The 25,199-nt window shown below is 68.4% G+C and carries 23 protein-coding genes and 1 riboswitch; of the genes, 5 read left to right on the top strand and 18 right to left on the bottom strand.

Features of this window, described 5'->3' with window-relative positions:
* Window positions 1–135: 135 nt before the first annotated feature.
* Window positions 136–525, top strand: a complete 390-nt coding sequence (gene gloA, locus C5O79_RS33305) for a lactoylglutathione lyase (RefSeq protein ID WP_046544457.1) — start codon at window positions 136–138, stop codon at window positions 523–525.
* Window positions 526–632: 107 nt separating this feature from the next.
* Here gloA and C5O79_RS33300 read toward each other — a convergent pair whose 3' ends face one another.
* The 5 genes from C5O79_RS33300 to glyQ are packed head-to-tail and all read right to left on the bottom strand — an operon-like array spanning window position 633 to window position 6,075.
* Window positions 633–1,520, bottom strand: a complete 888-nt coding sequence (locus C5O79_RS33300; RefSeq protein WP_039360059.1) for a SprT family zinc-dependent metalloprotease — start codon at window positions 1,518–1,520, stop codon at window positions 633–635.
* A gap of 46 nt (window positions 1,521–1,566) precedes the next feature.
* Entirely contained in the window at window positions 1,567–2,331 is a 765-nt protein-coding gene (locus C5O79_RS33295) for a lysophospholipid acyltransferase family protein (protein WP_039360052.1), read from the bottom strand.
* A 43-nt stretch (window positions 2,332–2,374) separates the two neighbouring features.
* Window positions 2,375–2,938 carry a D-glycero-beta-D-manno-heptose 1,7-bisphosphate 7-phosphatase gene (gmhB, locus tag C5O79_RS33290; RefSeq protein WP_046544458.1) on the bottom strand — a complete coding sequence of 188 codons (564 nt, stop codon included), beginning with the start codon at window positions 2,936–2,938 and terminating at the stop codon, window positions 2,375–2,377.
* 10 nt (window positions 2,939–2,948) lie between these two features.
* Window positions 2,949–5,048, bottom strand: a complete 2,100-nt coding sequence (gene glyS, locus C5O79_RS33285) for a glycine--tRNA ligase subunit beta (RefSeq protein ID WP_047852198.1) — start codon at window positions 5,046–5,048, stop codon at window positions 2,949–2,951.
* A 22-nt stretch (window positions 5,049–5,070) separates the two neighbouring features.
* Window positions 5,071–6,075, bottom strand: a complete 1,005-nt coding sequence (gene glyQ, locus C5O79_RS33280) for a glycine--tRNA ligase subunit alpha (RefSeq protein WP_011885965.1) — start codon at window positions 6,073–6,075, stop codon at window positions 5,071–5,073.
* A 320-nt stretch (window positions 6,076–6,395) separates the two neighbouring features.
* On the opposite strand from glyQ, the gene C5O79_RS33275 reads away from it, so the two are divergent.
* On the top strand, window positions 6,396–8,024 hold the full coding sequence (locus C5O79_RS33275) for a hypothetical protein (protein ID WP_122474317.1): 1,629 nt from the start codon (window positions 6,396–6,398) through the stop codon (window positions 8,022–8,024).
* A gap of 155 nt (window positions 8,025–8,179) precedes the next feature.
* Here C5O79_RS33275 and lnt read toward each other — a convergent pair whose 3' ends face one another.
* From lnt to C5O79_RS33240, 8 genes are all read right to left on the bottom strand, one after another.
* The gene (gene lnt / locus C5O79_RS33270; RefSeq protein WP_122474316.1) at window positions 8,180–9,868 is read right to left on the bottom strand and encodes an apolipoprotein N-acyltransferase; all 1,689 of its coding nucleotides are present in this window, start codon (window positions 9,866–9,868) and stop codon (window positions 8,180–8,182) included.
* A gap of 52 nt (window positions 9,869–9,920) precedes the next feature.
* Window positions 9,921–10,808, bottom strand: coding sequence for a transporter associated domain-containing protein (locus C5O79_RS33265; RefSeq protein ID WP_039360042.1), 888 nt, complete (start codon window positions 10,806–10,808; stop codon window positions 9,921–9,923).
* A 308-nt stretch (window positions 10,809–11,116) separates the two neighbouring features.
* The gene (locus C5O79_RS38295; RefSeq protein ID WP_163008984.1) at window positions 11,117–11,266 is read right to left on the bottom strand and encodes a hypothetical protein; all 150 of its coding nucleotides are present in this window, start codon (window positions 11,264–11,266) and stop codon (window positions 11,117–11,119) included.
* Between the two features lie 70 nt (window positions 11,267–11,336).
* Entirely contained in the window at window positions 11,337–11,969 is a 633-nt protein-coding gene (locus tag C5O79_RS33260; RefSeq protein WP_046544462.1) for a gamma-glutamylcyclotransferase, read from the bottom strand.
* Window positions 11,970–11,981: 12 nt separating this feature from the next.
* A complete protein-coding gene (gene ybeY / locus C5O79_RS33255) occupies window positions 11,982–12,758 on the bottom strand; it encodes an rRNA maturation RNase YbeY (RefSeq protein WP_122474315.1) in 777 nt (258 codons plus the stop codon).
* Between the two features lie 148 nt (window positions 12,759–12,906).
* The gene (locus C5O79_RS33250; RefSeq protein WP_046544463.1) at window positions 12,907–13,953 is read right to left on the bottom strand and encodes a PhoH family protein; all 1,047 of its coding nucleotides are present in this window, start codon (window positions 13,951–13,953) and stop codon (window positions 12,907–12,909) included.
* 29 nt (window positions 13,954–13,982) lie between these two features.
* Complete coding sequence (gene miaB, locus C5O79_RS33245; RefSeq protein ID WP_122474314.1) at window positions 13,983–15,356, bottom strand: tRNA (N6-isopentenyl adenosine(37)-C2)-methylthiotransferase MiaB; 1,374 nt, start codon at window positions 15,354–15,356, stop codon at window positions 13,983–13,985.
* A gap of 216 nt (window positions 15,357–15,572) precedes the next feature.
* Window positions 15,573–16,505 carry a LysR family transcriptional regulator gene (locus C5O79_RS33240; RefSeq protein WP_122474313.1) on the bottom strand — a complete coding sequence of 311 codons (933 nt, stop codon included), beginning with the start codon at window positions 16,503–16,505 and terminating at the stop codon, window positions 15,573–15,575.
* A 144-nt stretch (window positions 16,506–16,649) separates the two neighbouring features.
* On the opposite strand from C5O79_RS33240, the gene C5O79_RS33235 reads away from it, so the two are divergent.
* From C5O79_RS33235 to ribB, 3 genes are all read left to right on the top strand, one after another.
* Window positions 16,650–17,822 carry an MFS transporter gene (locus C5O79_RS33235; RefSeq protein WP_122474312.1) on the top strand — a complete coding sequence of 391 codons (1,173 nt, stop codon included), beginning with the start codon at window positions 16,650–16,652 and terminating at the stop codon, window positions 17,820–17,822.
* 183 nt (window positions 17,823–18,005) lie between these two features.
* A complete protein-coding gene (locus tag C5O79_RS33230; protein ID WP_046544467.1) occupies window positions 18,006–18,707 on the top strand; it encodes an XRE family transcriptional regulator in 702 nt (233 codons plus the stop codon).
* Between the two features lie 194 nt (window positions 18,708–18,901).
* A riboswitch (FMN riboswitch) is annotated at window positions 18,902–19,050 on the top strand.
* A 118-nt stretch (window positions 19,051–19,168) separates the two neighbouring features.
* Window positions 19,169–19,879, top strand: coding sequence for a 3,4-dihydroxy-2-butanone-4-phosphate synthase (gene ribB, locus C5O79_RS33225; protein WP_047852195.1), 711 nt, complete (start codon window positions 19,169–19,171; stop codon window positions 19,877–19,879).
* A 109-nt stretch (window positions 19,880–19,988) separates the two neighbouring features.
* On the opposite strand, the gene C5O79_RS33220 is transcribed toward ribB, so the two are convergent.
* The 5 genes from C5O79_RS33220 to C5O79_RS33200 form a co-directional block, all read right to left on the bottom strand.
* On the bottom strand, window positions 19,989–20,675 hold the full coding sequence (locus C5O79_RS33220; RefSeq protein ID WP_122474311.1) for an HAD-IA family hydrolase: 687 nt from the start codon (window positions 20,673–20,675) through the stop codon (window positions 19,989–19,991).
* A 202-nt stretch (window positions 20,676–20,877) separates the two neighbouring features.
* On the bottom strand, window positions 20,878–21,864 hold the full coding sequence (iolG, locus tag C5O79_RS33215; RefSeq protein ID WP_122474310.1) for an inositol 2-dehydrogenase: 987 nt from the start codon (window positions 21,862–21,864) through the stop codon (window positions 20,878–20,880).
* 43 nt (window positions 21,865–21,907) lie between these two features.
* Window positions 21,908–22,735, bottom strand: a complete 828-nt coding sequence (locus C5O79_RS33210) for a TIM barrel protein (protein WP_122474309.1) — start codon at window positions 22,733–22,735, stop codon at window positions 21,908–21,910.
* A 40-nt stretch (window positions 22,736–22,775) separates the two neighbouring features.
* Window positions 22,776–23,846: a xylose isomerase gene (locus C5O79_RS33205; protein ID WP_240687933.1), complete on the bottom strand. Its 1,071-nt coding sequence runs from the start codon at window positions 23,844–23,846 to the stop codon at window positions 22,776–22,778.
* Window positions 23,847–24,002: 156 nt separating this feature from the next.
* Window positions 24,003–25,067: a LacI family DNA-binding transcriptional regulator gene (locus C5O79_RS33200; protein ID WP_047852190.1), complete on the bottom strand. Its 1,065-nt coding sequence runs from the start codon at window positions 25,065–25,067 to the stop codon at window positions 24,003–24,005.
* Window positions 25,068–25,199: the final 132 nt, after the last annotated feature.

Raw genomic sequence — 25,199 nt, 5'->3', positions numbered from 1 at the left:
CTCGGGTGAGGCGCCCCCTGGCTGGACGCTCGTGGACGCCCGCGGCTAGGCACCCCCGGCTAGGCGCCCCCGGCGAAATTCACCCGACTCTGGTAGAGTTCCCGGTTCTGGAAAGTCCCCACAGGAGTACAACACATGCGATTTCTGCATACGATGCTGCGAGTCGGCGATCTCGACCGCTCGATCAAGTTCTACACCGAATTGCTCGGCATGAAAGTGCTGCGCCGCGACGACTATCCGGAAGGCAAGTTCACGCTCGCTTTCGTCGGCTATGGCGACGAAAGCGACAACACGGTGATCGAGCTGACCCATAACTGGGATACGCCGGCCTACGATCTCGGCAACGGCTTCGGCCACCTCGCGCTGGAAGTCGACGATGCGTACAAGGCCTGCGAGCAGATCAAGGCGCAAGGCGGCAAGGTCACGCGCGAAGCGGGCCCGATGAAGCATGGCACGACCGTGATCGCGTTCGTCGAGGATCCGGACGGCTACAAGATCGAGTTCATCCAGAAGAAGGCGCGCTGAGCGCCGGATGAACCGGGCTGCGGCGTGCGATGCGCGCCGCGGCAGCAAAAAAGGGCGATGCGGGGTGACCCGCATCGCCCTTTTCGTTGGCGGCGACGCCGTGCGCGTCAAAGCGACGGCAGCAACTCGGGAGGATGGTGCTTGAGTGTGTGCCGCGCTTCGCGGAACTCGGGAAAGATCGATTCGACGGTCTGCCAGAAGGCCGGGCTGTGGTTCATTTCGCGCAGGTGCGACAGCTCGTGCGCGACGACGTAGTCGATGATCGACATCGGGAAATGGATCAGCCGCCAGTTCAGCCGGATCTTGCCGTCGCTCGAGCAGCTGCCCCAGCGCGTCGCGGCCGACGACAGCGCGTACATCGAATACGTGACGCCGAGTTTCTCTGCATAGACGGCGAGGCGTTCGCCGAAGATCCGCTTGGCTTCGCCCTGCAGCCAGCCCTGCACGCGATCCTTGATCTGCTGCATGTCGGCCTGCACGGGCAGCGGCAGCGAGAGCCGCAGCGCATCGGCATCGAACGCGACGGCGCCCGCGCCGAGCGCGATCGTCACCGTCTTGCCGAGATAGGGAAGCTCCGCGCCGTCGCGCCAGTCGATCTGCGGCAGCGCGCGCTGTTCGGTGCGCGTCTTCCACTCCGCGAGCTTCGCGAAGATCCAGCGCTGTTTCTCTGAGATCGCGGCTTCGATGTCGGCGAGCGTGACCCAGCGCGGCGCGGTGATCGACAGCCCGCTGCCGTCGATCGTGAAGCCGATCGTGCGGCGCGCGGAGCGCTTCAGGCGGTATTCGAGCACGCGGCTGTCGAGTGCGAACGTGCGCACGCGCGAGCGGTCGGGCGCCGGGCCCGGATCGAGGGGCGCCGCGGGTGCCGCTTCGGGCGGCGCCGGCGGCGTGGCGGGCGCCGACGGTGCGGCGGCCGGCCCGTCGAAGAGCGGCAGGTCCATCTGGCGATGATCGAGGGCCACGACGGCAGGCCGTGGCCGCGGACGCTGTTTCATCAGTTCGCTTCTTTTTGTCGTACGCAACGGCTGCAACCTGGGGGCGTCAGACACGCGCGGCATCGCGCGTGCCGGCATTACCCGCCTGGCGATACGAATCCGGATCGATCCGGCGCATTTCCGCTTCGATCCATGCTTCGACCTGCGAGTTCAATGCATCGGGCGTCAGCCCCTCGCTGGGAATCGGCTTGCCGATCGACACGGTGACGACGCCCGGGAATTTCGTGAACGAGTTGCGCGGCCACACCCGACCTGCATTGTGCGCGATCGGCACGACAGGTGCGCCGGTTTCGATCGCGAAGCGCGCGCCGCCCGTCTTGTACTTGCCCTGCTTGCCGACCGGCGTGCGCGTGCCTTCCGGGAACATGATCATCCATGCGCCTTCCGACAGGCGCTTCTTGCCCTGGCGGATCACCGACGTGAACGCGTTCTTGCCTTCCTTGCGGTTGATGTTGACCATGTGCAGCATCCCGAGCGCCCAGCCGAAGAATGGCACGTACAGCAGCTCGCGCTTGAACACGTAGCAAAGCGGCCTCGGCATCAGCGCCGGAAACGCGAGCGTCTCCCACGCGGACTGGTGCTTCGACAGCAGCACCGCCGGGCCGTCGGGCAGGTTCTCGTACCCTTCGATCCGGTAGCGGATGCCGTTCAGCCAGCGCACGACCCACAGCGTCGACTTGCACCAGCCGGCCGCCATCCAGTAGCGCGCGTCGGAGCGCATGAACGGAAAGGCGATGAAGCACGCGGTGGCGTACGGCACCGTGTACAGGACGAAGTAGATCAGCAGCAGCAGGGAGCGGACGAAGCGCATCGGCGTAAGTCTGGCGTTAGGGAGGATGCGCGCGGCGGCTGCATCACTCGTGTTCGTGTGAAAGGAAATCGAGCGCGAACGCACGCAGGTCGTCGTGGACCTTCGTGCCGGGCGGCAGGTTGCCGGCGGCGAGCGTCTTCTTGCCCTTGCCGGTGAGCACGAGGTGCGGCTGGAAGCCGACCGCGACGCCGGCCTGCAGGTCGCGCAGCGAATCGCCGACGACCGGCGTGTGACCGGGATCGATCTCGAAGCGCTCGGCGATCATCTGCATCATGCCGGGTTTCGGCTTGCGGCAGTCGCAGTGATCCTCGGCCGTGTGCGGGCAGAAGAACACCGCGTCGATACGTGCGCCGACCGCGGCCGCCGCACGATGCATCTTCAGATGCATCTCGTTGAGCGCGGCCATGTCGAACAGCCCGCGACCGATGCCGGACTGGTTGGTCGCGACGACCACGCGATAACCCGCGTGGTTGAGCCGGGCGATCGCCTCGAGGGCGCCGGGCAGCGCGATCCATTCGTCGGGCGTCTTGATGAACGCATCCGAATCGACGTTGACCACGCCGTCCCGGTCGAGGACGACGAGCTTTCGGTTGGGGCTGGTCGGCATCGTGCGGCCCTTATGCGGCGAGCTTCGAGATGTCGGCGACGCAGTTCATCTGCTGGTGCAGCGCGGACAGCAGCGCGAGACGGTTCGCGCGCAGTGCCGGATCTTCCGCGTTGACCATCACGTCGTTGAAGAACGTGTCGACCGGTGCGCGCAGCGCGGCGAGCGCCGACAGCGCGCCCGTGTACGCACGCGCCTCGAGCTGCGACTGCACGTGCGGCGTCACGGCCGCGAGCTGTTCGTGCAGCGCCTTCTCGGCGGCCTCGACGAGCAGCGTCGGCTGCACCGTGCCGTTCGCGCCGCCTTCCGACTTCTTCAGGATGTTCGAGATCCGCTTGTTCGCGGCCGCGAGCGCTTCGGCTTCCGCGAGGCGCGTGAATTCGCGCACCGCGTCGAGGCGCGCGACGAGATCGTCGACGCGCGTCGGGTTCAGGCTCAGCACCGCATCGATTTCACCGGCCGAATAGCCGCGCTCGCGCAGCAGGCCGCGCAGGCGATCCATGAAGAACGCGAGGATCGCATCGGTCGATTCGGCCACGCCCGGCACGCCTTCGAAGCGTGCATGGGCCGTGCGCAGCAGCGACACGAGATCGAGCGGCAGTTGCTTCTCGAGCAGCAGGCGCAGCACGCCGAGCGCGTGGCGGCGCAGCGCGAACGGATCCTTCTCGCCGGTCGGCGCGAGGCCGATGCCCCAGATGCCGACGATCGTCTCAAGCTTGTCGGCGAGCGCGACGGCGGTCGACACGGGCGTGGTCGGCAGTGCGTCGCCGGAGAAGCGCGGCTGGTAGTGCTCGGCGCAGGCGAGCGCGACGTCGTCGGCTTCGCCGTCGTGGCGCGCGTAGTACGTGCCCATCGTGCCCTGCAGTTCCGGGAACTCGCCGACCATGTCGGTCAGCAGGTCGGCCTTCGCGAGACGTGCGGCGCGCTTCGCGTGCGTGGCGTCGGCGCCGATCGCGGGTGCGATCTCGCCGGCCAGCGCCTCGAGGCGCTCGACGCGTGCGAGCGCCGAACCGAGCTTGTTGTGATACACGACGTTCGCGAGCTGCGGCACGCGGTCGGCGAGCGGCTTCTTCTTGTCCTGCTCGAAGAAGAACTTCGCATCGGCGAGGCGCGGGCGCACGACGCGCTCGTTGCCTTCGATGATCTCGCCCGGCGTCTTCGTCTCGATGTTCGACACGATCAGGAAGCGCGAGCGCAGCTTGCCGGCGACGTCGGTCAGCGCGAAATACTTCTGGTTGGTTTGCATCGTGAGGATCAGGCATTCCTGCGGGACCTGCAGGAATTCGTCCTCGAAGCGGCACGGGTAGACGACCGGCCATTCGACCAGCGATGTCACTTCGTCGAGCAGCGACTCGGGCATCACGACGGTATCGCCGTTCGCGTGTTCGTTCAGCTGCGTGCGGATCGTTTCGCGGCGATCGGCGAAGTGCGCGATCACACGGCCCTTGTCGCGCAACGTGTCGGCGTAGGCGCGCGCATGCTGGATCGCGACGAGGCCGTCGGACAGGAAGCGGTGGCCGAGCGTCGTGTCGCCGGCGTCGACGCCGAATGCGGTGACGGGCACGATGCGATCGTCGTGCAGCACCGTCAGGCGATGCACCGGGCGCACGAACTTCACGTCGGAACCGTCCGGGCGCTGGTAGGTCATCACCTTCGGGATCGGCAGCTTCTCGAGCGTCTCGTCGAGCGCGGCCTGCAGGCCGTCGGCGAGCGTGGCGCCGGCTGCCGAATAGTTGATGAAGAACGCTTCGGCCTTGCCGTCCTGCGCGCGCTCGAGATCGGCGATCGACAGGTTCGGGTGGCCGAGCGCCGCGAGCTTCTTCGCGAGCGGGGCCGTCGGCTTGCCTTCGGCGTCGAGTGCGACCGACACGGGCAGGACCTTTTCGCGGACCTGCTTTTCAGGGGCGACGGCGCGCACGTTTTGCACGACGACGGCGAGGCGGCGCGGCGTGGCGTAGCGTTCGAACACGAGTTCGCCTTCGATGAGGTCGCGCGCCGCGAGGCGTTGCGCGAGACCTTCGGCGAATGCGTCGCCGAGGCGCGCGAGGGCCTTCGGCGGCAGCTCTTCGGTCAACAGTTCGACGAGCAGGGGGGCGGGATGATTGTGCGTCATGGTTGGAATGAATCTCGTCTCGTCAGTCCTGATCGATCTTGCGTTCGACCTTGAGCGGCGGCGCCCACGCCGGCTGTGCGGCGTCCTGGGCGTCGGTGGTGAGGCCCGGCACGCCCGGCGGGTTGCCGAGCATCGGGAAGCCGAGCTTCTCGCGCGAGTCGTAGTAAGCCTGCGCGACGAGACGCGACAGCGCGCGGATGCGGCCGATGTACGCCGCGCGCTCGGTGACCGAGATCGCGCCGCGCGCATCGAGCAGGTTGAACGTGTGGCCGGCCTTCAGCACGAGCTCGTACGCGGGCAGCGCGAGCTGCGCGTCGATCATCTTCTTCGCTTCCGCTTCGTAGCTGTTGAAGAACGTGAACAGCAGGTCGACGTTCGCGTGCTCGAAGTTGTAGGTCGATTGCTCGACCTCGTTCTGGTGGTAGACGTCGCCGTACGACAGGCGGCGCAGCTCGGGGCCGTTCGGGCCTTGCTCTTCCCACTCGGTCCACACGAGGTCGTACACGTTCTCGACCTTCTGCAGGTACATTGCGAGGCGCTCGAGGCCGTACGTGATCTCGCCGAGCACCGGCTTGCAGTCGAGGCCGCCGACCTGCTGGAAATACGTGAACTGCGTGACTTCCATCCCGTTCAGCCACACTTCCCAGCCGAGGCCCCACGCGCCGAGCGTCGGGTTTTCCCAGTCGTCCTCGACGAAACGCACGTCGTTCTGCTGCAGGTCGAAGCCGAGCGCCTCGAGCGAGCCGAGGTACAGGTCGAGGATGTTTTCCGGCGCCGGCTTGAGCACGACCTGGTACTGGTAGTAGTGCTGCAGGCGGTTCGGGTTCTCGCCGTAACGGCCGTCCTTCGGGCGGCGCGACGGCTGCACGTACGCGGCGCGCCACGGCTCGGGGCCGACCGCGCGCAGGAACGTGTGGACGTGCGACGTGCCCGCGCCGACTTCCATGTCGATGGGCTGGAGCAGGGCGCAACCCTGCTTGTCCCAGTAGGACTGCAGCGTCAGGATGATTTGCTGAAACGTAAGCATGAAGAGCCTTCGTGGCGCTGGCGCTCCGTTGCGGGCGGCGCTCCGGGCGGGGCCCGGAGGGTCGGCTCGCGCGGCGGCGCGGCTTGTTAGTGTGCTGAAACGCGTAATTTTACCGGATCGGCGAGCGGATGCGGCCGGAACGCGGGCGAGCACGCCGTCGGCTCCGTGCGAGCGGCCTGCGCGGGGCGTGACCGGCGCGTGCCGGGTGATCGCGCGGCACGTTGCGACGTAGGTGCCGCGCGGCTTTGCGCGGGCGTTAAGATGCGCGTATTGCGGTGCGCGCGACGCGTGCCGCGCCACCGCTAGCCGACTCCGACTGCATGGACGATCCGACCGATATCCTCATCCCGCTGCTCCCGCCCTTCCTCGCGCTGCTCGGGCAGGCCGCCGATGCGCAGGCGCGCGGCGAGCACGCCGCGCACGATCTGTGGCTGGCCGCCGCCGGGCATCTGCATGCGGTCGACGCCGATGCGCTTGCGCAACTCACCGGCGCGCTCGTCTCGCGGCAGCGCACGGCCGATGCGATCGCGCTCGCCGAATGCGCGGCCCGCGTGCAGCCGGGCGCGACCGCATACTTCAATCACGGCTACGCGCTGCAGATGGCGGGCCGGCACGCGGACGCCGTGGCGCCGTATCGCGCCGCGCTGGCGCTCGACGCCGACCGGCCATCGCTGCGCAACAATCTCGCGATCGCGCTGCGGATGTCGGGTAGCAGCCGCGCGGAGGAGATAGCGCTGCTCGAAGCGGCGGTGCGCTTCGATCCACGCGACGTGCAAGCGTGGATCAATCTCGTCGTCGCGCGGTTCGCGACGCACGATCTGGACGCCGCGCTTGCGTGCGCGGAGCGGCTCGTCGAGCTCGCGCCCGACAACGCGCTCGCGATGAACAACGTCGCACTGGCGATGAAGGAGGCGCAGCGCTGGGCCGACGCCGAGCGCTACGCGGCGCGCGCGTGCGAGCTGGCGCCCGACGATGCGTCGTACCGCTTCAACCTGGCGATCGTCCAGCTCGTGCGCGGCAACTACGCGGCCGGCTGGCGCGGCCACGAGGCGCGCTGGGACGGCGCGGGCGAGTTGCGCGGCCGCCGGCCGGTGCTGCCGGGCCCGCGCTGGCGGGGCGAGCCGCTCGCCGGCAAGACGCTGCTCGTGTGGGGCGAGCAGGGGCTCGGCGACGTACTGCAGTTCTGCCGCTTCGTCGCGCCGCTCGCCGAGCGCGTGCATCGCGAGGGCGGCCGGCTCATCTGGAATACGTTCCCGCTGGTGGGCACGCTGATGCAGCGCAGCCTCGGCGCGCATGCGGACGCATTCAGCGCGGGCGGCGGCATCGAATTGCTGCCGGCCTTCGATTACGAAGTCCCGCTGATCGGCCTGCCGCTGATGCTCGGCATGGAAGCGTCGACGCTCGCGTCGTCGGTGCCGTATCTGCGTGCCGATCCGCATGCGCGCGATGCGTGGCGCGCGCGGCTCGCGGGCGACTCCCGGCTGAAGGTCGGGCTCGTGTGGACGGGCAGCGCGGGGCATCAGCGCAATCCGTTCCGGCGGGTCGGGCTCGAGCGCTATGCCGACGCGTTCCGCGGAATCGACGGCGTCGCGTTCCATTCGCTGCAGCCGGGCGCGAACGCGGATGTCGAGGCGGCGCGCGCGGCCGGCTTCGCGATCGAGGATGTCACGGCGGAACTGACGAGCTTCGACGATACGGCCGCGTTCATCGGTGCGCTGGATCTCGTGATCACCGTGTGCACGTCGGTCGCGCACCTGGCGGGTGCGCTCGGCGCGCGCACCTGGGTGCTGCTCGACGTGAATCCGCACTGGCCGTGGCTGCTCGAACGCAAGGACAGCCCGTGGTACCCGACCGCGACGCTGTACCGGCAACCGGTGTTCGGCGCGTGGGCGCCGGTGATGGACGAGGTGAGCCGCGACCTGCGGCGCCTGGCCGCGCAGCCGGGCTGACAGGCTCAATCGGCTCAATCGGCTCAATCGGCAGAGTCGGCAGAGTCGGCAGAGTCGGCCCGGCGGGCCTGAGCGGCCGGCAAGTCAGCAGGAATGGGCCGCTGCTGCATGTTGCATTCGGTGGCCGCCACGCACTGCGCAGCGGCCGCCCGTCGTCATTCCGGCTGGCCGTCGCCGTTCTTCCGGCCGTTGCGTCGGCGCAGCCCGGGGCCGAACGTGAAGCCGAACGCGAGCAGTACGAACGACACCGCGAGCACGATGTTGTTGCCGCTCGTCACGTAGGGCGTGAAGCCGCTGGTGCCTTCGATCCGCACGTCGAGCGAGCCGATCGTGAACGGCTTCAGCTGCCCGAGCACGCGGCCGCGCGCATCGATCGCGGCCGTCATCCCCGTGTTGGTCGAGCGCAGCATCGGACGGCCCGTCTCGAGCGAGCGCATCCGCGCGATCTGCAGGTGCTGGTCGAGTGCGATCGTGTCGCCGAACCACGCGAGGTTCGTCACGTTGACGAGCACGCCCGGCGGCTGCGGGTTGTCGCGGATCGTCGCGGCGATTTCCTCGCCGAACAAGTCCTCGTAGCAGATGTCGGCCATCACCGGCTGGTTGTGCACGAGGAACGGCTTCTGCACGGGCGCGCCGCGCGCGAAGTCGCCGAGCGGCATCTTCATCAGGTCGACGAACCACCGGAAGCCCCACGGGATGAATTCGCCGAAGGGCACGAGGTGGTGCTTGTCGTAGTGATAGATGTCGCGCGAATTCGGCGTCACCCCGTACAGGCTGTTCGTATAGTCGACGTAGTGGCCGTCCTCGGTCACCGATGCGCCGACCGCGCCGAACAGCACGGCCGAGCCCGTCGTGTCGCTGAACTTGCGGATCGCGACGGCGAACGGCTCGGGCAACTCCTGGATCATCACCGCGATCGCGGTTTCCGGCGTGACGATCAGGTCGGCCGGCTTCTCGATGATCATCTGCGTGTACATCTTGATCGCCGCGTCGATGCCCGCTTCCTCGAACTTGATGTCCTGCTTCACGTTGCCCTGCAGCAGCCGCACCGTGAGCGGCTTGTTCGCGGGCACGGTCCACGTGACCTGCGACAGGCCGAGACCGGCCGCGATCAGCGCGACCGCGATGCCGGCCGGCGCGGCGACACGCACGCGCGCATCGCCGGCGCGGGGTTCGGCAAGCGGCGACGGCCGGGCGGCGGCGAGCGCCTGCACGACCAGCGCGGCGAACAGCGCGAGTACCCACGCGATCCCGTACACGCCGGCGACCGGCGCGAACCCCGCGAACGGGCCGTCGACCTGCGGATAGCCGCTTGCAAGCCACGGGAAGCCGGTGAGGACGGTGCCGCGCAGCCATTCGCCGAGTGCCCATGCGCTCGCGAACGCGAATGCGCCGTGCCAGGTCGGCGAGAACGGCCGCGGGTCGGGTGTGCGGCGATGCCACGCATGGCCCGCGCAGAACGACCACAGCCCGGCGGAGAACGCCGGGTACAGCGACAGGTACAGCGAGAACAGCACGAGCGCGCCGCCCGCGAGCGGCGCGGCCATCTCGCCGTACACGTGCATGCTGATGTAGAGCCACCAGACGCCGGTGATGAAGTTGCCGAAGCCGAACGCGCCGCCGGTGAGCGCGGCGCTGCGCCAGTTCGCGGTGCGCGTGAGCTGCGCGAAAAACCAGACGAATACGACGAGTTGCAGCCAGCCGCCATGCGGCGTCGGTGCGAAGCTGAGCGTATTGGCTGCGCCGGCGAGCAGCGCGGCCGGGTAGTGCCAGCGCGGCAGCGCGCGGCCGGGTGTCGGCGCGAGAAGGCCGCCAGCCGGGCGGGACAGGATCGGATCGTCCATGTGAAGCGGAAGTGGGCGAGCGGTTGTGGAACGCGCGGCTGGCGCGCGACGGTCAGTCCTCGTGCGAGGCTTCGGCGCGACGGCTGGCGAGCGGATTGCGGCGTACCAGCAGTACGTGGACCTGGCGAGCATCGCCGCGCTGGATCTCGAACACGAGGTTGCCGAGTTGCAGCTTCTCGCCGCGATGCGGGACGCGACCGAAATGATGCGTGATCAGCCCGCCGATCGTATCGACTTCGTCGTCGGGGAAATCGGTGCCGAACGTCTCGTTGAACTGTTCGATCTCGGTGAGCGCGCGCACGCGGTAGCGGCCGTCGGGCCCCGAGATGATGTTGCCGGCTTCCTCGTCGAAGTCGTATTCGTCCTCGATGTCGCCGACGATCTGCTCGAGCACGTCCTCGATCGTGATCAGGCCCGCGACGCCGCCGTATTCGTCGACGACGATCGCGAGGTGGTTGCGGTTCACGCGGAAGTCGTGCAGCAGCACGTTCAGGCGCTTCGATTCGGGAATGAACACGGCCGGGCGCAGCATCCCGCGCACGTCGAATTCCTCTTCGGCATAGAAACGCAGCAGATCCTTCGCGAGCAGCACGCCGATGACGTTGTCGCGGTTCTCCTCGTACACGGGGTAGCGCGAGTGCGCCTTCTCGAGGACGAACGGGATGAAATCTTCGGGCTTGTCGGCGATGTTGATCGCGTCCATCTGGGCGCGCGGCACCATGATGTCGCGTGCGCACAGGTCGGATACCTGGAACACGCCTTCGATCATCGACAGCGAATCGGCGTCGATCAGGTTGCGCTCGTGGGCGTCCTGGAGGATTTCCAGCAGCTCGCCGCGGGATTCGGGCTCGGGCGAGATGAAGTCGGTCAGGCGCTCGAGCAGCGAGCGCTTTTCTTGCGGTTTGTCGGTTAGCTTACGACTGGGATACGAATCGTTCATGGTGGTGCGCCCGGGTCATGCCGGAGCGCGCTGTCACGGAGTAGGCAAGGATACACCAAGGGCACGACGCGACCGTGTCACACCGGCCGCTCGGCCAGGGTGGGCAGCTTGCGCGGGCCCCGCTCGCGGACGGCCGCGCCGGGCGCGACGCCGTCCTCGGTTCCATCCTATCTCAGAAAGGCGCGGCGGGGCAGCGGCGGCAAAAACAGGTGCGGAAGGGGCGGGGCGCCGTGACGCGTGAAAACGCCCTGCGGAGGCGGCCCGGGGCGGCATTCTGACGCACGCGGGTTTTGTCGCCGCGCCGCGGTTCAGAACCGCATGCCGGCCGAGCAGCCGCCGGCGGCCGCGCCGTTGGTCGCGGCGCCGCCGCAGCCCAGGATTCCGCAGCCGGACAGCGCGATGCTCGCGGCGACGATCAGCGCGGCAATCTTGCAATGCGACCAGCGTGACGGTTTCATCGGGCGTGTCCTCGTTCGAATGCGCACGCGGCGCGGCAGTGCGTGGCGGCCAGCCGGGCGCCGTGCCGCGTCACCGGCATCGCGCGAGCAGCCCTTCGAGTGCGCGATCGGGGATGCCGCTCGCGCGCAGCGCGTCGACCGTGCGGCTTACGTAGTCGAGCGTCGTGCCGTAGCGGCCGGCCGCGCAGCCGAACACTTCCTTCACGACGGGATCGGTCAGCTTGCCCGTGTAGGTGGGCGCGTCGCGGCGCATCACGAACGCGAGCGCGTTCACGCGTTCGCCGCTTTCCAGCGAGCATGGCAGCCACGCGGGCCGGTATGAACCCATCGGCATTTCGCGCTTCCACAACGTTTCGAGGTGCGGTTGCGCGGTCGGGCCGGCGAGCCGGAACGCGATGCCCGAGCAGGAGCCGCCGCGATCGAGCGCGAGTACGAGGCCCGGGCGTTCGGGCGTGCCGCGGTTCACGCGCGACCACAGGTAGAGTCCGCGGTGATAGCCGTGCACCTTGCCGCGCACGGCGGCGACGGTCGGCAACCCCGGGTTCCAGATCAGCGAGCCATAGCCGAACAGCCACAGATCCTGCTGGCCGTCCCAGTCGCGCATCGTGTGCGCGAGCGAAGCCGCGAGCTCGTCTTCCGTCAGCAAGCGCCCGTCGCCGATCGACGGCGGGTAGGCGGGCGGGATCGTCGCGGCGTTGCGCATCGTGCGGAGGACTTACTGGTACGGGTTCGGGAAGCCCAGCTTCGCGAGGATGTCGATTTCGAGCGCTTCCATCTCGGCTGCGTCCTCGTCGCTCGTCTCGTGGTCGTAGCCCTGCGCATGCAGCGCGCCGTGCACCAGCAGGTGCGCGTAATGGGCCGTGAGCGGCTTGCCCTGGTCGTGCGCTTCCTTCTCGACGACCGGGCAGCACAGCACGAGGTCGCCGATCACGGTGCCGTCTGGCGCCGCGTCGTACGCGAAGGTCAGCACGTTGGTCGGGTAGTCCTTGTGGCGATAGCCGGCGTTCAGCGTGCGGCCTTCTTCTTCGCCGACGAAGCGCACGGTGAGCTGCGCGCTGGCGAACAGCGCCGGCTCGATCCACTCGGCGATCAGCTTGCGCTTCGGTAGCGTCTTGCGCACGTCGCTCGTGATTTCGTCACCGTATTGCACGGACAGGTCGAGCTCCGGCTCGCGCAGCGCGTCTTCGGTGTCGTCTTCGCGCGGGGCGGGCTCGGCGCCCACGTGCAGCGTCACGCTGTCATAGTGCTCGGGCTGCAGCGCGAGCTTTGCGCGCATGGCCGGATCGTTGTGCTGCGCGACGATCGCGACGGCGGCTTCTCCCGAACTGCCCGACAGGTCGAACATCAGGCTGCGGCCATCCGGGAAGTCGATTCGCAACCCTTGTGCGTTGACGGTCCGGGCCTTGCCCTTCGCATCGAACAGCGAAAGGCGGGGGGAGGCGGGCGCGGCGGACTGGGCGCGCCCGGACTTGCGGGAACGGGAGGATTTCATGACGCGTGCGGCGATTAGGACGCGTTGAGGATACACCAAACGGCCGATCGCACCCGAATTCGCACAGGCGAAAAAAAAGCCCGGCGCGCCGTCTGGCGGGCCGGGCCGGGCTGTCAGGCCGGGGCGGCGTACAGGTGCCGCCGGCCGGTCAGCCGTCCTGGTGCTGCGCGTGGAATTCGTCGTACGCCTCGACGATGCGCGCGACGAGCGGATGGCGCACGACGTCGGCGCTCGTGAAGCGCGTGAGCGCGATGCCGCGCACGCCGCCGAGCACCTGCTGCGCCTCGACGAGGCCGCTCTTGTGGCCGCGCGGCAGGTCGACCTGGCTCGTGTCGCCGGTCACGACTGCCTTCGAGCCGAAGCCGATCCGCGTGAGGAACATCTTCATCTGCTCGGGCGTCGTGTTCTGCGCCTCGTCGAGGATGATGAACGCGTGGTTCAGCGTGCGGCCGCGCATGTACGCGAGCGGCGCGATCTCGATCATCTGGCGCTCGAACATCTTCGCCGTCTTGTCGAAGCCGAGCAGGTCGTACAGCGCGTCGTACAGCGGGCGCAGGTACGGGTCGACCTTCTGCGCGAGATCGCCCGGCAGGAAGCCGAGCCGCTCGCCGGCCTCGACGGCCGGGCGCGTCAGCACGATCCGCTTGACCTGGTCGCGCTCGAGCGCGTCGACCGCGCACGCGACCGCGAGGTAGGTCTTGCCGGTGCCGGCCGGCCCGATGCCGAACGTCACGTCGTGCTGCAGGATCTGCTTCAGGTACTCGCGCTGCGCCGGCGTGCGGCCGCGCAGGTCGGCGCGCCGCGTGTAGAGCTTCGGCGCGGGCTCCTCGTCCGGCTCGCTGGCGTCGAGCTGTACGACCGGCTCGTCGAACGGATGGTCGGGGTCGCCGCGAAAGCGCACGTCGAGCGTGTCCTGGCGGCCGTTGCCGGACGTGTGGCGCACTTCGACCAGCGCGAGCTGGATGTCATCGACCGACAGCGCATCGCGCGCGCGGTTGTAGAAGTTCTCGAGCGCGGTGAGCGCGAGCTTGGCGCCGCGCCCGCGGATCGCGATCCGGTGGCCGCGTCGCGACAGCGTGACGTCGAGCGCCTGTTCGATCTGCCGCAGGTTCTCGTCGAGCGGGCCGCAGAGGTTGGCGAGGCGCGCGTTGTCGTCGCGCGGCGCGACGAATTCCAGTGCTTGGGTCGGCTTCAAAGTGGCGTCGGGCTCCTGTTGAGCGTCAGTCAGTGGGTGGCCGCGCTCGCGTCGTCGCTCACGAGCACGAGCTCGCCGCGCAGCGAATGCGGGTACGCATGGTTGATCTTCACGTCGATCATCTGGCCGATCAGGCGCGGGTGCGACGCGAGCGGCGCCGGGAAATTCACGACCCGGTTGTTCTCGGTGCGGCCCGCGAGTTCGTTCGGGTCCTTGCGCGACGGGCCCTCGACGAGGATCCGCTCGACCTTCCCGACCATCGACTGGCTGATGCGCGCGACGTTTTCCTCGATGGTCGCCTGCAGATGTTGCAGGCGTTTGAGCTTCGCTTCGCGCGGCGTGTCGTCGTGCAGGTTCGCGGCCGGCGTGCCGGGGCGCGGGCTGTAGATGAACGAGAAGCTGGTGTCGTAGCTCATCTCGTGCACGAGCGCCATCATCTTGTCGAAATCGTCCTCGGTCTCGCCGGGGAAGCCGACGATCATGTCGGTCGACAGCGACAGGTCCGGGCGGATCGCGCGCAGCTTGCGGATCACCGACTTGTATTCGAGCACCGTGTAGCCGCGCTTCATCGCCATCAGGATGCGGTCGGAGCCGTGCTGGACGGGCAGGTGCAGGTGGCTGACGAGCTTCGGCACCTTTGCGTAGGTGTCGATCAGGCGCTGCGTGAATTCCTTCGGGTGCGACGTCGTGTAGCGGATCCGCTCGATGCCGGGGATGTCGGCGACGTATTCGATCAGCGTCGCGAAATCGGCGATTTCCGGCGAGCCGGCCGCCAGCGCGCCGCGATACGCGTTCACGTTCTGGCCGAGCAGCGTGACTTCGCGCACGCCCTGGTCGGCGAGGCCGGCCACTTCGGTCAGCACGTCGTCGAGCGGGCGCGACACTTCATCGCCGCGCGTGTACGGCACCACGCAGTAGCTGCAGTACTTCGAGCAGCCTTCCATGATCGACACGAACGCGCTCGGACCCTCGACGCGCGCGGGCGGCAGGTGGTCGAACTTCTCGATTTCGGGGAACGAGATGTCGACCTGCGCACGGCCGCTCTCGCGGCGCGCGTCGATCATCTGCGGCAGGCGGTGCAGGGTTTGCGGGCCGAACACGAGGTCGACGTACGGCGCGCGCGACACGATCGACGCGCCTTCCTGGCTCGCGACACAGCCGCCGACGCCGATCAGCAGGCCGGGCTTCGCTTCCTTCAGCTCGCGCACGCGGCCGAGATCGGAGAACACCTTCTCCTGCGCCTTTTCACGCACCGAGCACGTGTTGAACAGGATGATGTCCGCGTCTTCCGGCGTATCGGTCTTTTCGAGGCCTTCGGCCGCATTCAGCACGTCCACCATCTTGTCCGAGTCGTACTCGTTCATCTGGCAGCCGAAGGTCTTTACGTAAACTTTCTTGGTCATGGGGGTTCGCCGTTCGCAGTGGTTGACCTGGGGGCGTCGTCTAGAGGGTGAATCGGGACGGCCGTGCGCTGCACGCGGATGGCGCGCAACCAGCATGAAAAGCCGTCGGGAAAGCCTTTCATTATAGCTTTTCATGTTGGCCGGGGCGGGAGGCGGGTTGCGGCCGCGCGACGCCGCCCGCCAGGTTCCGACCCCTTGGCATCGGTGCGCCGGCCGTCAGCGGCACGCGTTCAGCAGGTCTTCGTGCGCGGCTTCTTCGCGTGCAAAGCGTTCGGCGAGAAAGTCGAGCAGCACGCGCACGCGCGGCGCCATGTAGCGCTTGCCCGGATAGATCGCGTGCAGCGGCGCGCTCTGGTGGCGCCACTCCGGCAGCAGGACCTCGAGCCGCCCGGCGCGGATGTCGTCGGCGACATCCCAGATCGAGTTCAGCACGATGCCGCGGCCGCGCAGCGCCCACTCGCGGGCGAGGCCGCCGTCGTTGGTCTCGAACGCGGTGGCGAGCGGCACCGTGCAGGTTTGTGTGTCGTCGCCGCGCGTGAAGCGCCACGTGTTCATCGGGCCGGACGCCACCGTGATCACGTTGCACGGAAAGCGGGCCAGATCGTGCGGGTCACTCGGCACGCCGTGGCGTTCGATGAACGACGGCGCCGCACACGGCACGCGCCGGTCCGCGGCGAGCCGGCGGGCGATCAGCGCGCCGTCGGGCGGCGCCGCGAAGCGGATCGCGAGGTCGATCTCGTCCTGCCACAGGTTCGCCGTCGAGTCGGACGCCGTCAGCGAGAACATCACGTTCGGGTAGCGCGCGGTGAATTCGTCGAGCCAGTCGAGCAGCCGGCGGCGGCCGAAATCGGACGTCGCCGACAGCCGTACCCGGCCGCCGACGACGTTGCGGCCGGCCTGCAACAGCGCGTTCGCGTCGTCGAGCGCCTGCAACGCCTGCCGGCAGCCGTTCAGGTACAGGCGGCCCTCGTCGGTGAGCCGCAACTGCCGGGTCGAGCGGTCGAACAGCCGGGTGGCGACCGCCGCCTCGAGCTTCGCGAGGCGCGCGCTCGCGGCGGCCGGCGTGAGGTTCAGCTTGCGCCCGGCGGCGGACAGGCTACCCAGCTCGGCCGCCTCGACGAACAGCCGGATATCGCCCAGTCGATCCATGCGATTTTCCAGAAATATTTGAAAATGGTTCAAACACTGCGCCAATTATCAAATATCGGCATCTTCGGGACAATGCGCACATCCTGCCTTTTGTGCGGTGCGGCACCGACCGGGCGCCGCGTCCGCCGCCTTCCGGAGAACCCCATGCCCATTCCGTTACTGGCGCTTGCGATCAGCGCCTTCGCCATCGGTACCACCGAGTTCATCATCATGGGCCTGTTGCCCGAGGTCGCGCGCGACCTGGCCGTGTCGCTGCCGTCGGCCGGCCTGCTGGTCACGGGCTACGCGCTCGGTGTCGCGGCCGGCGCGCCGCTGCTCGCGGTGCTGACGAGCCGCATGCCGCGCAAGGCCGCGCTGCAGTTGCTGATGGCGATCTTCATCGTCGGCAACGTGCTGTGCGCGACTGCGTCCGGCTACGCGATGCTGATGGTCGCGCGCGTCGTCACGTCGTTCGCGCACGGGTCGTTCTTCGGGATCGGGGCGGTGGTCGCCGCGTCGCTCGTGCCGGCCGACAAGCGTGCGAGCGCGATCGCGCTGATGTTCACGGGGCTCACGCTGTCGAACGTGCTCGGCGTGCCGTTCGGCACCTTCGTCGGCCAGTTGCTCGGCTGGCGCGCGTCGTTCTGGATCGTCGCCGCGCTCGGCGTGCTTTCGCTCGGCGGCGTCGCCGCGCTGGTGCCGAACCGCCACGACAGTGGGCCGGTCGGCCTCGGCCACGAAGTGCGCGTGCTGAAGGAGCCGCAGGTGTGGCTCGCGCTGCTGATGACCGTGCTCGGCTTCGGCGGCGTGTTCGTCGTGTTCACGTACATCGCGCCGATTCTCCAGTCCGTGTCGGGCTATTCGCCGCGCGTGGTCGCGCTGATCCTCGTCCTGTTCGGCGCGGGGCTGACGATCGGCAACACGCTCGGCGGCAAGCTCGCCGACCGCGCGCTGATGCCGTCGTTGATCGCGATCCTCGTTGCGCTGATGGCCGTGATGGTCGTGTTCGCCAAGACGAGCCACTATCCGGTCGCGGCGGCCGTCACCGTATTCGTATGGGGGATCGCCGCATTCGCGACGGTGCCGCCGCTCCAGGCGCACGTGGTCGAGAAGGCCGCGAGCGCGCCGCATCTCGCATCGACGCTCAACATCGGCGCGTTCAACGTCGGCAATGCGCTCGGCGCGTGGCTCGGCGGCCTTGCGCTGGAACACGGCCTGGCGCTCGATGCGCTGCCCTGGGTGGCCGTCGCGGTGACGTTCGCGGCGCTCGTCGTCACGTGGTTTGCGATGCGGCTCGACGCGCGCGGGCCGGCGCGCGGCGCCGGCGCGACGCGATAGCGGCGGGAAAAGGTTCGCGACGAACGCATTCCTCCGCGATGCTGATAACGGTGTGAAGATAACTTCGTTTGCCGGTGCAAGACCGGGTGATAGCGTCTCGATACGCGCCGTTGCTGGCGCAACCCGATTCCGATCCCGGCTTACCCCATACGCAGGGCTGCACAGCGGCCCGGAGGCAATGCTATGTCTTCATCCCTGGCGCTCGTGCGCGACGTGTCTTCCTTCGAGTCCGGCAATGCCGCCGATGCGCGGGCGTCCGCGTCGCTCGACGTTCTGGAACAGGTCGTCGGTGTGAACCTCGCGCGGTTGCGCGCCGAGCGGCAACTGTCGCTTGATGCGCTCGCGCGGCTGTCCGGCGTGTCGCGCGCGATGCTCGCGCAGATCGAGTCGGCGCGCAGCGTGCCGTCGATCAAGGTGCTCTGCAAGATCGCCGCGGCGCTGAAGGTATCGGTCGCCGCCTTCCTGCGCCGCCATGCCGTGAACGGCTTCGAGCACCTGGCGGCCGAGCGCGCGTCGCGGGTCGTCAGCTCGAACGGCCGCTTCTCGGCGCGTGCGCTGTACCCGGAAGGCGAGCCGGCCGCGGCCGAGTTCCACGAGCTGCGGATCGCGCCGCTGCATACGGAGCCCGGCGCCCGCCGCGCGCCCGGCACGACGGTCAACCTCGTCGTCAGCGAAGGCACGCTCGAAGTCAGCGTGCATGACCGCCGCCAGTTGCTCGCGACCGGCGACGCGATCGTGTTCGATGCCGACCAGCCGTACAGCCTGCGCAACCCGGGCGACAGCGAGGCGCGCGCATTCCGCGTGACGGTGAGCCCCGAGGTGCCGCCGCGCTGGCTCGTACCCGATGCGGCGCATGCGGCACATACCGCGCACGCGGCCGGCTGACCGCGCAACGCAGGCCGCACGGAAGCGGGCCGCGTGCTCGTCGTTCGGACGAGACCGCGGGTCGTCCGTCGGCCGTTTGGACGATGCCGTTAGACGGGGTCGTCAGTAAGGTTTTAGGCAGTGTTCGCTGCGCCGCGCGCGCAGCTGTTGTATGCTTGGCCCGCCGTCGATGGGGTTGGCCCATCCGGCAATCAGTGCGTCTTCAGGGCGGGGTGAAATTCCCCACCGGCGGTAGGCTGGCGTAAGCCGGCGAGCCCGCGAGCGCCCGCGCATCCGCGCGGGGTCAGCAGATCTGGTCGAATGCCAGAGCCGACGGTCACAGTCCGGATGAGAGAAGATGTGCAGATAGTCATGTCCGTCAGGGCCGCTTCGCCATGTGTGCGAAGCGGGTTGTCGTTCTGTCTGTTTGCAATGCCCTGGAACGTTTTTCGCCCAAATCGTATTTGCGAGGAGCGTTTCACATGTCCTTGATGTCCGTTTCGTCGGCACCCGCCGACGCCTTTGCCGATCTCCCGTTGCTGGATTCCGAACCGGTGCCGCCGCGCATCGCCGCTGCGCTCGAAGCGATGCGCGCAGGCCGCGCGGTCGTGCTGCAGGACGACCACGACCGCGAGAACGAAGCCGACCTGATCGTTGCCGCCGAGCGCATCACGTCCGAGACGATGGCGCTGCTGATTCGCGAATGCAGCGGCATCGTGTGCCTGTGCCTGACCGACGACACCGTGCGTGCGCTCGAGCTGCCGCCGATGGTGCAGACCAACGAGAGCCGCAACGGCACCGCGTTCACCGTGTCGATCGAGGCGCGCGAAGGCGTGCATACGGGCGTATCGGCGGCCGATCGCGTGACGACGATCCGTGCGGCGATCGCGGAAGGCGCGAAGCCGCACGACATCGTGCGCCCCGGCCACGTGTTTCCGCTGCGTGCGCAACCGGGCGGCGTGCTGGCACGCCGCGGTCACACCGAAGGCACGGTCGACCTGTCGATCCTCGCCGGCTTGAAGCCGGCCGGCGTGCTGTGCGAGCTGATGAATCCGGACGGCACGATGACGCGCGGCGACGATGTCGAGCGTTTCGCGCAACGGCACGGCCTGCCGATGCTGACGATCGCCGAACTCGTCGAGTTCCGCGAGGCGCTGGCCGCCGCGCGCGAGCGCTGCTGCGAACCGGCCTGAGTGCGGGGAAGGGGAAGGCGGGCGCGTTCGCGCGCCCGCGGCCCGGCGTGCGTGGTGAACCGGCGCACGCCGGTTCGGCCTGATCAGCGTGATCGGGCCGGCAAGACCATCAGGACTGTACGTCCCCGAATTCGCCACGAACGCCGGCTTCGACGAACGCCGGCAGTTCGTCCATCTCGCGCATGATCCGCGTGATGCCCATCGCGCGCAGCGCGTCCGCGTAGTTGTCGGGGATGTGGCTCGCGCCGACGAATGCGATCGTCTTCATGCCCGCCGCGCGCGCGGCATTCAGCCCCGACACGCTGTCCTCGACGACGACGCAGCGCTCCGGCGCGACGCCGAGCGTGTGCGCCGCATGCAGGTAGACGTCGGGGTAGGGCTTCGGCCGCGCCACCTGCTCGGAACTGAACACGCGATCGCCGAAGATCTCGGTAAGCGCCGCGCGCTTCAGCGAGCTGCGCACGCGCGCGAGCCGGCTGTTCGACACGACGGCCGCCGGCAGGCTCACCTTCAGCAGCGCATCGCGCACGCCGGAGATCGGCGCGAGCGATTGCGCCAGCGCGCTCTCGATGTTGTGCTCGATGGTCTCGATGAAGTCGGCCGGCATCTCGATCCCGAAGCGGGATTCGATTCCCGCCAGGAAGCGCGACGTCTGCTGGCCGAACGCCGACTTGGCGGCGGCTTCGAAATCGAGATTCGGGAACGTGGCGGACAGCGTATCGAGCAGGACGCGGTCGGCGATGATTTCGCTGTCGACGAGCACGCCGTCGCAGTCGCAGATGAGGTGATCGAGCATGGTGGTGAAAAAGCGGGATGTCGGCGACACGGATCAATTCGCCATCATACGTGCATTCACGCACACGCCGCGCGACGCTCCGGCAAATTTTCCCGATGCGGTCGCGCGCTGACTGCGTCTTGCCCGGGTGGGTTGCCGATCGGCCGGCGGCGGCCCGCTTTCGCGGTTCGCCGCCGCCTGTCATCGCTTGTCGCCGGTGACGTTACAGCTCGATTACGCGCCCCGTTTTCCACGATGTCATCGCGGCCTCGGCCAGTTCGAGCGCGGCGAGCCCGTCGTCGATCGTCGTGCGGACCGGTGTGCCGTCGCGCAGCGCGTCGACGAAGTGCGCGATCTCGGCCGCATACGCGTGCCGGTAGCGTTCGAGGAAGAACGGCTCCGGCACGTCCGTCGCGATGCCGCCCGCGAGCCACGCGCTCACCTCGGTTGGCCGCACGTTGCCGGCCTGCAGCATCCCGTTGTTGCCGAGCAGCTCGAAACGCTGGTCGTAGCCGTACGCGGCGCGCCGCGACGTGTTGATCTGGCACAGCAGTCCGCGCCGCGTGCGGATCGTCACGGCGGTCGAATCGATGTCACCTGCGTCGTGCACGGCCGAATCGGTCAGGCAACTGCCGGTCGCGTGCAGCGTCTGCGCTTCGTCGCCGAGAATCCAGCGGAATACGTCGAAATCGTGGATCAGCATGTCCTTGAAGATGCCACCCGAACTGCGGATGTAGTCGACGGGCGGCGCGCCCGGATCGCGGCTCGTGACGACCAGCATTTCCGGCGCGCCGATCTCGCCACGCTCGACGCGCGCCTTCAGTGCGGCGAACGTCGGGTCGAAGCGGCGCTGGAAGCCGATCATGCAGGTCACGCCGCTGCGCCGGACGACGTCCGCGCACGCACGCGAGCGCTCGACCGTCAGGTCGACAGGCTTCTCGCAGAACACGGCCTTGCCCGCATTCGCGGCCGCGACGATCAGGTCCGCATGCGTGTCGGTGCTCGATGCGATCACGACCGCCCGGACAGCCGGATCACCGAGTGCGCGCTCGACATCGGCCACCTGCGCGTCGTGCGCGTGGGCCAGCGCTTCGGCCGACGGCGCATGTCGGTCGACGACGTACTTCAGCTTCGCGCCCGGATGGCGCGCGAGATTCGCCGCGTGGATCTTGCCGATGCGTCCCGCGCCGAACAACGCGAATTCGATCATTCCGTTCTCCTGTTGATTTCGTGGATGTGCACCGTGGCGGTGGTCATTGATTCGCCAGTTCGCCGCGCACGTAGTCGATGCTGGCTCGCAGCCGGTCCTCGATGTCGTCGGCTTCGGCGATTTCGTGCGCGAACGGCTCGAACGAGAGCGCGCCGCGGTAGCCGCGCGCGAGCAATTCGCGCAGTTGCCGGATATTGCCGAGCCGGTCGGCGCCGCCGACCAGCACGCGGTGGCCGTCGCGCATCCGGTCGACCGGCAGGTCGTCTTCCTCGACGCCCGAGAGGTGCACGAGGCCAGTCAGGTCCGGGAAGAAGATGTCCTCGCCCGACAGGTGATGGTGGAACGTGTCGTGCACGAGCCGGAACACCTGCTCGCCCGCCGCGTCGTAGATGCCTTTCACCGCATCCGCCTTGCGGCGCAGTGCGCACTCCTCGAAGCCGAGCGGCTCGATGAAGCCGAGCAGGCCGCGCGCGTCGAGGATCGGCCTGAGTGCCGTCAGCGCCTTGACGAGATCCGCGTGGCGCACGTCCGCGCTGCGCGTGTCGCTTCGGCTGTTGGTCGGGCATAGCACCAGCGCACGCGCGCCGCATTGCGCCGCGTAGTCGGCCAGCACGGTCGCCTCGTCCGCGCGCTCGGCGTTCCATTGCTCGAAGCGCTGCAGCGCGTTGATCGTCAGGATCGTCACGCCGCCGGCTTGGGCCGTTGCACGCACGGCGGCGGCCGGCGTGCCGTCGGCAATCTCGACGCCGTCGAGATCGTTGCGGATCTCGATCGTGTCGATGCCGAGGCGCTGGCACAGCGCGACGTAACGGTCGAACGGCAAGCGCGGTGCGCTCATCCGGTTCAGCGAAAAATGGAAGGCTTGCGTCATCTTTCTGTCCTAGGGTCTCGAGTAGGAGCGGGAGGGCGAATCAGGTGCCGTTGCGTGCGATGTCGGCTGCCGACCGGGGCGTCGGCGTCGGCATCGGCATCGGCATCGGCATCGGCATCGGCGGCGCGGCGATGGCATGCCACGTGTCGCGCAGCCAATGCGCGCATGCGACGTTGTTGTCGAAGATCGAGTAGCGTGCGCCGCCGCCGTAGTCGGGAAACGGGATGAATTCGCAGCTGATCTGTTCAAGCTGTGCCGGCTGCGCGCGCGCCTGCGATTGCAGCAACTGGTGCAGTGCAGCCTTCCACATATCGAGCGCTTCCGCGCGCCATTCACCGTGATACGCGCCCGGTGCGGGGGCGACGAACGGATACTGGATGCCGCGCCCGGGCCTGCCGTCGGCGCGGCGCATCCACGGGTTCTCCGGATTGTTCGGTATCACGCTGCGCGCATGCGCATGCCGGACCCAGCCGCGCGCGATCCAGTCGGCGTAGAGGGTGTCGGGCGATGCCGGGTCGAGCAACCGTCGGCCGCCGTCGGCCGCGTCGCGGATGCCCGATGCATCGAGTTCGGCGCGATTGCCGATCTTGAACAGCAGGTGCGAATGATCGAGCGTGATCCGGAATGACACGCCGGCCTGCTCGACAAGCCGTGCGACGCGTGCGACACGCGTGAAATCCTCACTCCACATGTCGACGTGCACTTCGAGGCTCGGCAGGCAGCCGGCCGGCTCGCCGCGCTCGTAGGTCCGCAGGTAGAAATCGGCGACCTCGCGGTCAGACAGCGGATGGCCGTCCGCGTGATGCGCATGCAACTGACAGTTGAGCACCGTGCTGCCGAAGCGCGCGCCCGCGTCGACGATCTCGGCGACGTGTGCCTCGTCACGGCCCGCGCACCAGATGCCGCCGATCACGCGAATCGGCAGCGCATGGCGATCGACCAGCGCGAAATACGGCGACAGGTTCTCGCCGCGCGCCGGGTTCTTCTCGACGTAGTCGAATACACCGGCGCCGGCCACCATCAGGAAACGTTCGGTGGGCGCGGGCAACGGCAAGCCGTCGTGCTCGAGCACGCCGTCGAGGTTCACGCCGATGAGAATCGGTTCAGCCATCGTCTCCTGTCCGCCGTTGTCATGGGATTGGTTGCCCAATGTACGGAGGTGCGACGCGGGCTGCATGACAAACGTTGGCGAAAAATCGCCAATGACGCGGTCGATTTTTTCGTAACGCGCATGCGGCGCGACAGACGGTCTGCCGGGCGTTCGAATTCAGGCCGGCAGGTACGCGCTCGTCCTCACGTTAGCCGGACAGAACACCCGGAATTCGACCGGATCGGCCGGTGGCGGCTGTTCGACGATCCCGCACGCATGCAGCACGTGCTGCAGTGCGGAAATCACCTGGCCGTCCGGATCCTGGTCGATCGCGAGATCCATCGCGCCGGATTCGATGAAAGTGCGGTGCAGGTCGATCATCTCGTGGCCGATCCACACGACGCGGCCGGCCGCGCCGGCCTTGCGCAGCGCCGCTTCGATGCCGGCCGAGCCGGCGCCGCTGTTGTAGATCGCGACCACGTCGTCGTGCGCCTGCAGCGCCTTCGTCACGGCGCGGTAGCAGCGGTCGTCCTGGTCGAACGTCTCGACCGGCTCGTCGTCGCAGCGGACGGCGGCGAACGCTTCGGCGAGCTGGTCGCGGCAGCCGGCCATCCGGTCCGCGTGCGCGCGGTAGCCCATGCGCCCGCCGAGCAGCAGCACGCGGCCGGGGCGTGCCGCCAGGCGGCCGATGTAATAGCCGGCCGTGCGTCCGGCCCGGTAGTTGTCGATACCGGCGAAGTGCGCGCGGTCGATGCCGCCGATGTCGGTGACCATCGTGACGACGGTCTCGCCGCGCGCGATCGCGCCGGCCAGCGCGTCGCGCACGCGGGCCGTGTCGCGTGCCGTGACGATCAGCGCCGCGCGCCGGTAGGCGGGCCGCTCGATCAGGGTGGCGGCCCGCTCGTCGTCGGCGGCAGGCAGGATCGTCCGGTGTACGACCACGAGCCGGTCGAGCATCTGCAGCGAGCGCTGCAGCGCCAGCTGCAGCCGCCGGAAGAATGCCGCGTCAGTGTCCGGCAGCAGCACGTCGACGTGGATCAGCCCGTGCCGCGTATCGGGCAACTGGCGCGGCACGCCGAGCTGCCGCGCGGCCGCCACCACGCGTTCGCGCGCCTGCGCCGAGACGCTGCCGCGCTCGTTCAGCACGCGGTCGACGGTGGTCGTGCTGACGCCGGCGAGCGCTGCGATCTCGTTGAAGCGTGCGGTGCGCTTGCGCCAGCGCGGCCGGGATTCGCCTGCCATGGTTGTCTCCATCGTGGTGTCGCCATCGAGACGTGGCGATGCGGGGAACGCTAAAACGATGACGAAATTTCGTCAACGTTTCGATTGAGTGGGGGAGGCCGGGGGCCTAATTTTGATTCCATGCCGGAGCGC

The sequence above is a fragment of the Burkholderia sp. SRS-25 genome, from assembly GCF_004343765.1.
Classification (GTDB): domain Bacteria; phylum Pseudomonadota; class Gammaproteobacteria; order Burkholderiales; family Burkholderiaceae; genus Burkholderia; species Burkholderia contaminans.
This window is presented reverse-complemented; position numbering and strand designations above follow the sequence as displayed.